The sequence below is a fragment of the Pantoea sp. X-Soil-ISGK-285 genome (assembly GCF_059730815.1).
Genome location: NZ_AP035938.1, coordinates 2151815 through 2165152, shown reverse-complemented (window position 1 = coordinate 2165152; position 13338 = coordinate 2151815). Strand labels below are relative to the sequence as shown.

Below are 13338 nucleotides of genomic sequence, written 5' to 3'. Positions count from 1 at the left end.
GCTAGCATATATGGCTGGGTAAATCGGATTCTGTCGCTGGGTTATGTCACACCAAAGGCACAATACAGGGACAATATCCGGTAAAACAGGCGGAGGATTTTACGGAGTGTGGCAGGGGATGGCAATGCGTGACTATGCAAAACAGCGCAGGAATTATGCAAACAGCAGGGCGGCAGGCGCCGCCCTGAGAAGGATTACTTAAACAGGTCAGCCGTGACGGTCAGGTTACCGCCACTCTGGTTCTGCCACTGACGGGTAACGTGGTAGAACTTGGCACCTTTGTCCGCCGCACGCTTCGCCACTTCTTCTGAAATCTCAGTTGGCGTACCGAAGTGACCGGTGAAGGTTACGGTGTCGAACGGCTGCATCTGCGCAGCAGTAATGGCGTTGACTTCCTGCACCGATTTGCCGTTTGGCAGATTAACGGTATAGCGCTTGCCGGTAGAGCTTTGGGTTTCGAAGAAACGACCCACTTTGTTGCTTGGCGTTTCAGACGAGGCCACGCCTGGAATCTCTACGTTAGCCGCCGCAGCGCCACCGGTTGCCAGTGCGGCTTTACCCGCTTCTGAATCGGCAGGAATCGCATTTGGTGTCTGCACCGCGCGCTCTTTAGCATCCGCTTTATAGACATAGGCGGTGACATACTGATTGCCGCCGCTGTTGGCATCGATCTGGCGAACGATAAAGAAGGAGGCTGCGCCTTTCTGTTTTGCGGCTTTCGAAATTGCGTCGTTTACATCCGGCTGGCTGGCAAAGAAGCCGCTGACCGAAACGGTATCGAAGGGTTCGAGTTTATACGCTTCTGCTTTTGGCAGTTCGTTTACGCCGTTGAAACGACGGTAAGTCGTTGACTCTGTGGCTGCCGGGGCATCGGCTTTATAGAGGTCAGCCGTAACGCGCCAGTTACCGCTGTTACCGTTGCTGTCGTTGATCGCCTGGATGTAATAAGAGGCCGCGCCCATCTGATCTGCACGCTTAGATACCGCATCGGCAGCGTCGCCAATTGCGTTGAAACGGCCGGTGATATTAATACGTTCGAATGGCTTCAACGCGGCCGCTTTTTCTGGCGTAAGTTCCTGCGCAGCGAATGCGTTGGCTGCCAGCAGGGACAACAGAGTGGTCGCCAGAATAGTGTTCTTCAGCTTCATAAAAATAATCCTTCGCCTTACGCAAAAATGAGTACGAAAACGTGCTGGACTCTTGATGTATAACAGAATAGCCGCTGATTATTGCATGTTATAAACAGACTGTCGCAGCGATTTTTTGTGTCAGATCGCGTTATTCAACCATGATTTTTTCATTTGTTTGTCATCAAACGCAGTTATGGCCAGTTTTAGTGATAGTTACCACTAAAAGCGGTAACTGTTAGCGATAAAATAGTTAATGCATTGTTAAATAAAGGTTTTTGTTGTTGATTAATTCGTCCGGGTACAATTATCTCTGGCAGATTATCTGCCTGTGAGACTATTTTGCAGTGGGATAACGCAGGTTTCTTAACAGAACACTGCATAATTGGGTGAATGTCATCACTCTGCGTAGTCGCTGTAGATCGCTCGTCACATTTTCAGTAGGTTATAAACACTTTGAAATACCTGCGTTTCGTCTAAAAGCGGCTGAAATCGCGTTTCAGTCGCGCTCTCGTGGTGCAGGTTCGGGCCATCATCCTTTAACCGATGAAAGGAAACACTATGTTAATTGGAATACCCAAGGAAAGGTTGCCAAACGAGTCGCGCGTGGCCGCCACGCCTAAGACCGTGGAACAACTCATCAAGCTGGGTTTCAGCGTCACCCTTGAGCATGACGCCGGTAAACGCGCCAGCTTCGATGATGAAAGCTATATCGCAGCCGGTGCCACACTCAGCGACAGAGAGCAGGTCTGGCAGTCCGATATCGTGCTGAAGGTGAATGCGCCGGATGACGAAGAGATTGCGCTGACGCGTGCGGGCAGCACGCTGGTCAGTTTTATCTGGCCCGCACAGAATCCCGAACTGCTGTCAAAACTGGCCGCACGTCAGGTCACGGTAATGGCAATGGATTCAGTGCCGCGTATCTCACGGGCGCAGTCGCTGGATGCCCTGAGCTCTATGGCGAACATTGCCGGTTATCGCGCCATTGTCGAAGCCGCCCATGAATTTGGTCGCTTCTTTACCGGTCAGATCACCGCAGCCGGTAAAGTGCCACCGGCAAAAGTGATGGTGATTGGGGCCGGTGTTGCCGGGCTGGCCGCGATTGGCGCAGCGGGCAGCCTGGGCGCGATTGTCCGGGCGTTTGATACCCGTCCCGAAGTCAAAGAGCAGGTGCAGAGTATGGGCGCCGAATTCCTCGAGCTCGACTTTGAAGAGGAAGCGGGCAGCGGCGACGGCTATGCCAAGGTCATGTCCGAGGCTTTCATCAAAGCTGAGATGGCGCTGTTTGCCAGTCAGGCCAGAGACGTGGACATCATTGTCACCACGGCGCTGATCCCAGGCAAACCGGCTCCGAAACTGATCACCGAAGAGATGGTCGCCAGCATGAAGCCGGGCAGCGTCATTGTTGATCTGGCGGCGCAGACCGGCGGCAACTGTGCGCTGACCGTCGCTGATAAGGTTACCGTCACGCCGAATGGTGTGAAAATCATCGGTTACACCGATCTGCCCAGCCGTCTGGCGACACAATCCTCCCAGCTCTACGGCACCAATCTGGTCAATCTGATCAAGCTGCTGTGTAAAGAGAAAAATGGCGAAATCCAGGTCGATTTCGAAGATGTGGTGGTGCGTGGCGTCACCGTGGTACGCGATGGCGAAGTGACCTGGCCAGCCCCGCCGATTCAGGTCTCCGCCACGCCACAGGCTGCCGCTGCCGCCGCGAAGCCGTCAGAAAAGATTGAGGCGAAGCCCGTTTCACCGTGGCGTAAATATCTGCTGATCGCCCTGGCTATCGTGCTGTTTGGCAGCCTGGCAAACGTGGCACCGGCCGACTTCCTCTCACATTTTACCGTGTTCGCGCTCGCCTGCGTGGTGGGGTATTACGTGGTCTGGAACGTCAGTCATGCGCTGCATACACCGCTGATGTCCGTAACCAATGCCATTTCCGGCATCATTGTTATCGGTGCGGTCTTGCAGATGGGCCACGGTGGCTGGGTCACCTTTATCTCCTTTATTGCCGTGCTGATTGCCAGCATCAATATCTTTGGTGGCTTCACCGTCACCCAGCGCATGCTGAAAATGTTTCGTAAGGGGTAACACATGTCTGGCGGATTAGTCACTGCAGCCTATATTGTGGCTGCGATTCTGTTCATCTGTAGCCTTGCTGGTCTTTCGCGTCATGAGACCTCTAAGCGGGGTAATATTTTCGGTATCAGCGGTATGGCGATTGCGCTGATTGCCACCATATTTGGCCCGGACAGCGGTAATGTGGTCTGGATCCTGCTGGCGATGGTCATCGGCGGCGCTATCGGCATTCGTCTGGCGAAGAAAGTCGAAATGACGGAAATGCCAGAGCTGGTGGCGATTCTGCACAGCTTTGTTGGCCTGGCCGCAGTGCTGGTGGGCATCAACAGCTATATCGACCATGCGCCTGGCCTGCCAGCGGTGATGGAGAATATCCATCTCAGCGAAGTGTTTATCGGTATCTTTATCGGTGCCGTCACCTTCACCGGCTCGCTGGTGGCGTTTGGCAAACTGTGCGGCAAAATCTCTTCACGGCCGTTAGCGTTACCGCATCGTCACAAGCTGAATCTGCTGGCGCTGGTGGTTTCGTTCCTGCTGCTGCTGTGGTTTGTTAACACCAGCAGCACGGCTGTGCAGGTGTTTGCACTCTTGCTGATGACGGTCATTGCGCTGGCGTTTGGCTGGCATCTCGTCGCGTCGATTGGCGGCGCGGATATGCCGGTCGTGGTCTCGATGCTTAACTCCTATTCAGGCTGGGCCGCCGCCGCTGCTGGTTTCATGTTGAGCAACGATCTGCTGATTGTGACCGGTGCGCTGGTGGGGTCATCGGGTGCGATCCTCTCCTACATCATGTGCAAAGCGATGAACCGTTCGTTTATCAGCGTGATCGCGGGCGGCTTTGGTACTGAAGCCAGCAGTGGCGATGAAAGTCAGGAAGCGGGGGAGCATCGTGAGATTACGGCTGAAGAGACCGCTGAAATGCTCAAGGCTTCCAGCTCGGTGATTATCACCCCAGGCTACGGCATGGCGGTAGCGCAGGCGCAGTATCCGGTCGCGGAAATGACTGCCCGACTGCGTGCGCTTGGCATCAAAGTGCGCTTCGGTATCCATCCGGTGGCGGGGCGTCTGCCGGGTCACATGAATGTGCTGCTGGCAGAGGCGAAAGTGCCTTATGACGTGGTGCTGGAGATGGATGAGATCAACGACGATTTCAGCGACACCGACACGGTGCTGGTCATTGGTGCTAACGACACGGTCAACCCGGCGGCGCAGGATGATCCCCGGAGTCCGATTGCGGGCATGCCGGTGCTGGAAGTGTGGAAGGCGCACAACGTGATAGTGTTCAAACGCTCAATGAACACCGGCTATGCCGGGGTGCAGAATCCGCTGTTCTTCAAAGAGAATAGCCAGATGCTGTTTGGCGATGCCAAAGCCAGCGTGGAAGCGATTCTTAAAGCGCTGTAATAAAAAAGGGCGGCTAATCAGCCGCCCTCTCTGTTTCTGAGGAGGATTAATCCTCCTCATCCTCTTCATCATCCAGGTCAATCGGCGATTTGAAATCGTCCGGCTTAAGCGCCAGCAGATCGCAACGCAGATGATCAATCACCTGTTCCGCCGTATTACCGAGGAATGCCGCCGACAGGCCGGTGCGTCCAATCGTTCCCAGCACCACCACACCGGCTCCCAGATGCGCCGCCAGATCGGGGATGACCTCTTCCGGCAGGCCTTTAGCCACATGGGTGAACTCTTCACCAATCGAGAACTTCTGCCGTAGCGCTTTCATTGCCACCAGATGCTGACCACGGATCGCGTCGTTATAGACGCTGGGATCAAAATCGGGCAGTTCGATAGCAATATTGATAGGGGTAATCGGGTAGGCGCCGACCAGATGCACTTCGGTCTGATTCACCTTTTCCGCCAGGATCACCGTTTCACGAATCAGCTTCTGATTCAGGCCATCGTGATGCGGCTCTTCGCTGGCTAGATTGACCGCGACAATCGCTTTACCGCCTTCCGGCCACGGCTGATCTTTGACCATCCACACCGGACACGGGCATTTCCGCAGCAGGTGCCAGTCGGTTGGAGTGAAAATCACTGACTCAAGGCGATCGTGCTGATGCGCCATCTTCAGCACCAGGTCATGCTGATGGGCGAGCACTTCCTGAATAATGGCTTCGTAGGGACGGTTGTGCCAGATCACTTTGATGTCAATTTCGACACCGGCATCAAGATAAGCGCGGGCCTGCTCGCGGATCCATTCGGTACGCTGGCTGATCACGCCCTGGCGCATCGACGCGCGCTCATCCGGCGAAAGCAGGGTGGTCATCTCATATGAGAAGTCATAGATAGGCAGGAAGGCTTTAATTCTTCCGCCAAGACGTTGATTCAGATAGACCGCACGTCGCAGCGCGGGCTGATCGTCTTGCTGGGCATCAATGGCGACCAGAACATTTTGGTACTGGGACATGAGGCGTTCTCCTTAAACCAGAGCGACTGGAATAAAGATAGCTTATGTTGCACAGCGGAAGAAGTGAAAAAGTTACTGCCGGATCAACAAAATAAGATTTATTGATCCGGCTGAGGATCAGGCGGCTTGGTGGCTCTGACCGGCGAGCTCTTCCAGCAGGGCATGGTTTTCAATCGTGATGTACTTGCCTTTCACCGCCAGCATACCGGACTTCTGAAAACGCCCCAGCAGGCGGCTGATGGTTTCAACCGTCAGGCCCAGGTAATTACCGATATCGCCACGCGTCATAGTGAGGCGGAATTCGCGCTGTGAAAAGCCGCGCTGGCCAAAACGACGGGAAAGGTTCCAGATAAACGCCGCCAGGCGCTCTTCAGCATTTTTCTTCGACAGCAGCAGGATCATGTCCTGATCGCCTTTGATTTCACCGCTCATCAGACGCATCATCTGCTGACGCAGGGCCGGCATTTTGCCGGACAAATCATCAAGCGTTTCAAAAGGGATTTCACACACCATGGCCGTTTCCAGCGCCTGCGCAAAGCTGGGATGGCTGGAGCCCATAATCGCGTCAAAGCCGACTAAATCGCCCGCCAGATGGAAACCGGTGATCTGCTCATCACCCTGTTCAGTAATGGTGTAGCTTTTAATGGTGCCGGAGCGAATCGCATACAGAGACTTGAGTTCATCGCCTGCTTTGAAAAGCGTTTGCCCTTTCTGAATGGGTTTTTTACGCTCAATGATATTGTCGAGCTGATCCAGCTCATGTTCATTTAGCGTAAAGGGGATGCAGAGCTGACTGATGCTGCAATCCTGGCAGTGAATGGCACAACCGCCCGACTGAATACGACGAATGCTGCGTTTTTCAGGGATCATAATGGTTTGCTCGACGATTATTGACTGGGGTCAATTTTAACATTTTTTGTGCTGAAGGGAACTCATCCGAGCAGTTTTACACTTACAAATATTATGGACTAAGCACACAACGACAAACGCTGATGTGACGGGCTTCTCAGAATCCCGACAGGGCCGACTGTCAAGAAAACTTTCCGCTTATGTGATCTGTCACACGCTTCTGCACTGGCAGTGACTTTCGAAAAAGTGGGGTGGGCCGGTGATTCCAGCTTTTGCTACGCTAACGGGTAAAGCGTGATTTGCACATTCCATCAATTTTAACCAGGTGTGAGAAAACCATGAACCTTGATGATAATGATCTCTTTCGGGATGCCATGGGCGATGTCACGCCGTTAAAAGACACCACCACAACCTTGTGGCTTAAAGCACCCTCAACGAAGGCGCCACGAAAACCGCCAGGTGAATCTGAGCTGGAGAATTTCCTGACCCGGGGCGATCTGGAGATCGTTCCACTCAATACCCCGCTGGAATATAGAGCCGACGGCATTCAGCAGGGGATTCTGGATAAACTGCGCAGAGGAGAGTATCAGCTGGATGCCAGCCTCAATCTGTTGCGGCAACCGGTCGAAACCTGTCGTCAGGCGCTCTTTAACTTTATGATGCAGGCGCACAAACAGGGATTGCGCAATCTGCTGATCATCCACGGTAAAGGTCGTGATGATGAATCTCATGCCAACATTGTGCGCAGCTATCTGGCGCGCTGGCTAAAGCAGTTTGATGACGTACAGACCTTTTGCGTGGCCCAGACCCGGCATGGCGGGGCCGGGGCGCTTTATGTCGGATTGCGCAAAACCGATAAAGCCCGGCTTGAAAACCGCGAGCGGCATGCGAAACGCAGCCGCTAACTGTGAAACTTACGGATGGTGGACATCAGCACTTCAGCACTCAGGCTCAGCTCTGCGCCGGTGCGGGTAATGATGCCCACCGGTTCGCCCGGCCCGGAAGAGGCGATCGGCAGCGCACAAACAGCGTTGTGGCTCAGATCCTCTTTAATCGCCCCGGAAGGGACGAACCAGATGTAGTCGTAGCGAAGAGCCAGCTGGCGTGCCAGTGAAGTCGAAGAGGTCTCAATGCAGTGAGGCGGAAGGGTGCAGCCCTGTTCATCCAGCATCTGCTGGGCAATCCGGCGCGGAGCTGTGCCCTCGGGCGATATCACCACCGGCCACTGCATCGCACGCGAAAGCGTGACGTTGTCACTTAAAAGCGGGTGTTCCGGCCTGACCACCAGCTTGAGCGACTCCAGAAACAGCAATTCATAGGTCAGCCCGGTCATCATGGCGCTGTCCGCCATCCGGCCAATGCCGATGTCGAACTCACCGCCGCGCAAGCCCGCCAGCAGCACATTATTGTGAAGTGTCGCCACCTGAATGGTGGTGTTGGGTTGCAGCTGATGAAAACGATCCAGAATGCGTGGCAGCATTCCCATTGCGGCAGTGGTCAATGCCCCCAGCCGGATAATCACCGGCGCATCGCCCGGCTGCTCATTAAAACTCTGTCCTGCATGGTTTAGCGCGTCGAGTACCCGCACCGCATGGGTCAGAAACTGCTCTCCCATGGTGGTCAGCTGCGCGCCCAGCCGGCCACGTTCAAACAGACGAACGCCAGTCAGCTCCTCCAGCTCATTCAGGGTCTTGGAGAGGGCAGGCTGGCTGAGGCTAAGCGTCTCTGCCGCCCGGCCCAGTGTGCCTTGCTGCGCAACCGCAACAAAGGTATGTAGATGGCGCAAGCGAATGCGCTGATTGAAAAGGATATTTTTTTCCATATCCTAAACTTAATGAGAATGACCGGCTTCAGGCAACTGTTTAAAATGAATTCTGTTAACTTTGCTGCAAATTTATTTTAACAAACGATTTGAAATGACCGCGCTACCCTTTAACTCTCTGATTAAAAAGCGCTCAGCCGGGTATGCCTCTGAAAAACGCCATCCTCTGACTACGGTATATCAATAACTTAACGGCTTAAAGTTGAATAATTCTCAATATCATATAAAAATCTGACCGCTTAAGGTTAACGATCGGCTATCATTAGCGCCGTTTTTTTTACTTAAACTGATGTTAGATTTCGTTACTCCAGAGGAGTGTTCATTGACCAGCGTCGAGGCGGTAGATGTCCGCCAGCTTATCAACCAGCAGGGGCTGAGCCACTGGCAAAAGCGGCTCATTGCGCTCTGTTTTATCGTGGTGGCACTCGATGGCATGGACATTGCGATCATGGGATTTATTGCGCCGACACTGAAAGCCGCGTGGGGGGTGAGTAATCATCAGCTCGGGGTCGTCATCAGCGCAGCGTTAATCGGGCTGGCGCTGGGTGCCATGGTGGCAGGGCCGCTGGCTGACCGCTATGGCCGTCGCATGATGATTATCCTCAGCGTCTTCTTTTTCGGTCTCTGGACGCTGGCAACGGCGCTGTCACAAAACATTGAGCAGATGATGCTGTTCCGTTTCCTGACCGGGCTGGGACTGGGTGCGGCGATGCCCAACGTCGGCACGCTGGTGGCGGAATATGCACCTGAGCGGCGGCGGGCTTTTATCATCACGGTGGTGTTCTGCGGCTTTACCTTTGGTGCCGCCAGCGGGGGATTTGCTGCCTCCTGGCTGCTACCGCGCTATGACTGGCACTCCGTGCTGCTGCTGGGCGGTATTCTGCCGCTGCTGGTGTTGCCATTACTGATCCGCGGCCTGCCGGAGTCGGTGCGATTTCTTATCAGCCGTGGCGCACCGGCTGCCCGCATTCACGCCATCCTCGACCGGATGATGCCGGGCAAAACCGCGCCCGACTGTGCGTTTCACGCGCCTGAGGCCACCATGCCGGTGAGCGGCGCGATAGGCACCGTACTTTCACGCCGCTATCTGTTTGGCAGCACCATGCTGTGGGGCGGCTACTTTATGGGGCTGTTCATGGTTTACCTGATTGGCAGCTGGCTGCCGTCGCTGGTCAACACCCTGGGCATGTCAGTGACCGAAGCGGCGATTATCACCGCGATGTATCAGGCGGGCGGGACGCTGGGCTCCCTGTTTGCGGGCTGGATGATGGATCGCTTCAACGCTAACCTGGCCCTGGCGGCGATCTACGGCTGCGGCGGTCTGTTTATTGTGGCACTGGGCTTTTCACCCGCGGAAGTGGGCATGATGAGTGCGATCGCCTTTTGCAGTGGCTTCTGTTTCAACGGGGCCAATACCGGTATGAATGCCTTATCCGCCAGCTATTATCCTACCCACGCCCGCGCTACCGGTTCCAGCTGGATGCATGGAGTGGGCCGCATCGGCGCGATTTTAAGCGCCTTCGTTGGCGCAGAGATGATGTCTCTTGGATGGTCTTTCAGCGTTATCTTTCTGCTGCTGGCAATACCGGCTGTGATCACCACCCTGATGCTGCTGTTAAAAAACCGCTACGGCTTTAAGCCGATCACAGATTCGTGATTTTTTCCGCTGAGGCCAGCGTGTTGCATTACATTAGCAGCAACGCTAACGGTGTCAGGTGGATAAGATGGACAACTTTCTCAGTGCGGATCTCATCCGCACCCGTTTCTCTCAGGCGATGTCAGCTATGTATCAGCAGGAAGTGCCACAATATGGCACGCTGATGCAGCTGGTGGCGACCGTCAACGACCGCGCGCTGGAAGCGGATATCGCGCTGAAAGATCGTCTCACCGCAGCCGATGAGATCGACCGACTCAACCTGGAACGTCACGGTGCGATCCGTGTGGGCACGGCAGACGAATTAGCCACACTGCGGCAGCTGTTTGCGGTGATGGGAATGCACCCGGTTGGCTATTACGATCTCTCTCAGGCTGGTGTGCCGGTGCACTCCACGGCGTTCCGGCCGATCACCGATGCGGCGCTGCGGCGCAATCCCTTTCGGGTCTTTACCTCGCTGTTACGCCCTGAACTGATCGACGACCGCGCGCTGCGTGAAAAGGCGGCGGAGATTCTTGCCGCGCGCGACATTTTCACCCCCCGTTGCCGGGCGCTTCTGGAACTGCATCAGCAGCAGGGCGGATTAACCGACGAGCAGGCCACTGAGTTTGTTACCGAAGCACTGGAAACCTTCCGCTGGCATGCCCATAGCAGCGTGGACAGTCAGACCTATCAGGCGCTGAACCAGCAGCATCGGCTGATCGCTGACGTGGTCTGCTTTCCCGGCTGCCACATCAACCATCTCACGCCGCGCACGCTCGATATTGACCGCGTACAGCAACTGATGCCGTCGCGCGGTATCGATCCGAAAACCCTGATCGAGGGACCGCCGCGTCGTCAGGTACCGATCCTGTTACGTCAGACCAGCTTTAAAGCGCTGGAAGAGCCGATCATCTTTAAGGATGGGCATCAGGGAACCCATACTGCACGCTTCGGTGAAATTGAGCAGCGCGGCGTGGCGCTGACGCCTCAGGGCCGTGCGCTCTACGATCGGCTACTCAGCGAGGCGGGCAGCGGTCAGGATAATCAGCAGCATCAGCAACATCTGGCGGCGATTTTCCGTGACTTCCCCGACGACGAAACCACGCTGCGCCAGCAGGAGCTGGCCTGGTTCCATTATCGCCTGAGTGAAAAGGGCATCGCGACGCCGCCGGCTCAGGGTGAATCGCTGGAGACCCTCATCGAAGAAGGTCGTGTGCTGGCAGACCCTATCATCTACGAAGATTTTCTGCCCGTCAGCGCGGCGGGCATTTTCCAGTCCAACCTCGGCGATCGGGCGCAGGTTCGTTCGGCGGGACAGGCGAGCCGCCAGGCATTTGAAGCCGCGCTGGGCGCTGTCGTGCTGGATGAGATGGCGTTATACGAAGAGCGCCAGCAGCGCTCGCTGGCGCAGTGCGGCTTACGGCCAGACTGACGCCTCTGCGGGCAACAGGCGCGCTGCCCGCAAGGCTTTCTCCGCACCCGCCCTGCTAAGGCCAGTGGACCTGAAGTGGGGCAACGCGGGTAATATGCTGACAGGACTGGGGAAAAACAACGCTTTACCGCTCAGCGCAGGTTTACCCGCGTGAGTATCTTAATCTATTAGCAGACTAACTGATTAACAGCCACACAACCGCACGTGATAACAGAGCAACGACGCGCCACTCCGGCGCTGGCAGCGTCATTGACCAATCGCGAAAAGATAAACAACGTTGAATCATAACCGTAACTGACTCTCTGAACCTGTTGATGAGCATGTTCACGCCTGCCCCTCACGCTTCGGCATATTCTGCAAATCCCTTCCGTACCTGGACAATGCTGGCGGGCCTGCAAATAATGGAGGGACGTTTGAACAGGGAAACAGGAATGAAAAACGAAACAGGTCTGAGGATCATGACTGCTGAGGGGGAGTTGCGTGGATGCATGGACGATGACCTTTTCGTATTCAAAGGCATACCTTATGCGGCGGCACCGCTTGGCGCACTGCGCTGGCGTCCGCCACAGCCGGTTACGCCCTGGCAGCAGGTGCGCGACGCCACCGCGTTTGGGGCTTCCGGCTGGCAAAATCGCACTTACTGCCAGGCCGTGGGCGGTGGCGATCCGGGTGAGTTCAGTGAAGATTGCCTCTACCTTAATGTCTGGACGCCGGATGTCGCGCCCGGGACACCCCTGCCGGTAATGGTATGGCTGCACGGTGGTGGCTACACCATTGGTGCTGGCGGGCTGGCACCTTACAACGGCAAGCCGATGGCTTCACGCGGCGCGGTGGTGGTGACGCTCAACTACCGGCTCGGCCATCTCGGTTTCTTCTCTCATCCGGCCCTGGATGCGGAATACCCTGTTGCCAGCACGGTGAACAATTTTGGCCTGCTGGATCAGATTACCGCACTGCAGTGGGTGCAGCGCAACATTCCTGCCTTTGGCGGCGACCGCCGCAATGTGACACTTTTCGGTGAGTCCTCAGGCGCACGCAGCGTGCTGTCACTCTGCTGTTCGCCGCTGGCCGAAGGGCTGTTTCATAAAGGGATCGTGCAGAGCGCCTACAGCTTGCCTGATACGCCGCTGAAAAAAGCGCGTCAGCAGGGAATGGCGGTGGCCCGCCATTTCGGTCTGCCGCCCGATGCCAGCGCTGATGACCTGCGCGCACTGCCTGCCGATGCCTTCTGGTCGCTGGAAGGGCCGCTGGCGATCCCGCCGGTGCCGATTGCGGGTGATGCTGTCCTGCCTGAGCCGATGCTGAAAACCTTTATGGCTGCAAAACAGCACCGTCTGCCGCTGATGGCGGGCAGCAACAGCGATGAAGCCAGCGTGCTGGAATATTTTGGCGTGGATGCCACCGCGGTGCTGCATCAGTTACGCGATAAAAATCGTCTCACTTACCGGACGCTGAAATGGATGTATGACATTCATGACGATCAGCGGCTGGGACGTGCCGTGGCGCGCGATATGGCCTTCAGCCTGGTGCCGTGGCTGGTGATGCGGGCGCAGCACAATGCCGGAATGCCAGGCTGGCGCTACTGGTTTGATTATGTCTCTGAACATGCCCGTGACCTCTATCCACACGGCACCTGGCACGGCAACGAAGTGCCTTATGTGCTGAACACGCTGAGTCAGATGCCGGATCCCAACGAAGAACGACCCTTCAGTGAGGCCGATCGGGCGTTTGCGGCACGGGTCAGCGAATACTGGTTTACCTTTGCCCGTGATGCTACGGAATATAAGCATCAGCTGGAGGGGGAAGTCGTGTGGCCAGCCTGGCACCCAGGCTCTGACGTGACAATGTCACTCGGTGATAATCGGAAGAGCGGGCTGGTTCTGAAGCGGAACTTTATGCGCGCCCGTATGCGGCTTTTCCGGCTATTAATGACTCGTATGGTCAGGCTTTAAGCGGCGGCTCATGGTTAGCCTGCTAACCATC

10 protein-coding genes are annotated in these 13338 nt (G+C 55.8%); 6 read left to right on the top strand and 4 right to left on the bottom strand.

From position 1 onward, the window contains the following. Positions 1-194: 194 nt before the first annotated feature. Positions 195-1148: a DUF1471 family protein YdgH gene (gene ydgH, locus AC6I8B_RS10340; protein WP_010244673.1), complete on the bottom strand. Its 954-nt coding sequence runs from the start codon at positions 1146-1148 to the stop codon at positions 195-197. 540 nt (positions 1149-1688) lie between these two features. On the opposite strand from ydgH, the gene pntA reads away from it, so the two are divergent. Beyond that, a complete protein-coding gene (gene pntA / locus AC6I8B_RS10335; protein ID WP_157352226.1) occupies positions 1689-3221 on the top strand; it encodes a Re/Si-specific NAD(P)(+) transhydrogenase subunit alpha in 1533 nt (510 codons plus the stop codon). 3 nt (positions 3222-3224) lie between these two features. Further along, positions 3225-4613 (top strand): Re/Si-specific NAD(P)(+) transhydrogenase subunit beta, encoded by a 1389-nt coding sequence (gene pntB / locus AC6I8B_RS10330; RefSeq protein ID WP_010670206.1) that lies wholly within the window; start codon positions 3225-3227, stop codon positions 4611-4613. 46 nt (positions 4614-4659) lie between these two features. On the opposite strand, the gene uspE is transcribed toward pntB, so the two are convergent. After that, positions 4660-5616: a universal stress protein UspE gene (gene uspE, locus AC6I8B_RS10325; RefSeq protein ID WP_010244683.1), complete on the bottom strand. Its 957-nt coding sequence runs from the start codon at positions 5614-5616 to the stop codon at positions 4660-4662. A gap of 117 nt (positions 5617-5733) precedes the next feature. After that, positions 5734-6486 carry a fumarate/nitrate reduction transcriptional regulator Fnr gene (gene fnr / locus AC6I8B_RS10320; protein ID WP_010244686.1) on the bottom strand — a complete coding sequence of 251 codons (753 nt, stop codon included), beginning with the start codon at positions 6484-6486 and terminating at the stop codon, positions 5734-5736. A gap of 317 nt (positions 6487-6803) precedes the next feature. Between fnr and smrA the strand changes: the two genes are divergently transcribed. Next, positions 6804-7370, top strand: a complete 567-nt coding sequence (smrA, locus tag AC6I8B_RS10315; protein ID WP_052272209.1) for a DNA endonuclease SmrA — start codon at positions 6804-6806, stop codon at positions 7368-7370. Here smrA and AC6I8B_RS10310 read toward each other — a convergent pair. After that, positions 7367-8287: a LysR substrate-binding domain-containing protein gene (locus AC6I8B_RS10310; protein ID WP_010670205.1), complete on the bottom strand. Its 921-nt coding sequence runs from the start codon at positions 8285-8287 to the stop codon at positions 7367-7369. The genes smrA and AC6I8B_RS10310 overlap by 4 nt on opposite strands. 322 nt (positions 8288-8609) lie before the next feature. On the opposite strand from AC6I8B_RS10310, the gene AC6I8B_RS10305 reads away from it, so the two are divergent. The 3 genes from AC6I8B_RS10305 (at position 8610) to AC6I8B_RS10295 (ending at position 13307) form a co-directional block, all read left to right on the top strand. After that, positions 8610-9944: an MFS transporter gene (locus AC6I8B_RS10305; RefSeq protein ID WP_045140321.1), complete on the top strand. Its 1335-nt coding sequence runs from the start codon at positions 8610-8612 to the stop codon at positions 9942-9944. 67 nt (positions 9945-10011) lie between these two features. Beyond that, positions 10012-11355, top strand: coding sequence for a 2-oxoadipate dioxygenase/decarboxylase HglS (gene hglS / locus AC6I8B_RS10300; protein WP_089414159.1), 1344 nt, complete (start codon positions 10012-10014; stop codon positions 11353-11355). Between the two features lie 431 nt (positions 11356-11786). Then, the gene (locus tag AC6I8B_RS10295; RefSeq protein ID WP_497817428.1) at positions 11787-13307 is read left to right on the top strand and encodes a carboxylesterase/lipase family protein; all 1521 of its coding nucleotides are present in this window, start codon (positions 11787-11789) and stop codon (positions 13305-13307) included. The last annotated feature ends 31 nt before the right edge of the window (positions 13308-13338 follow it).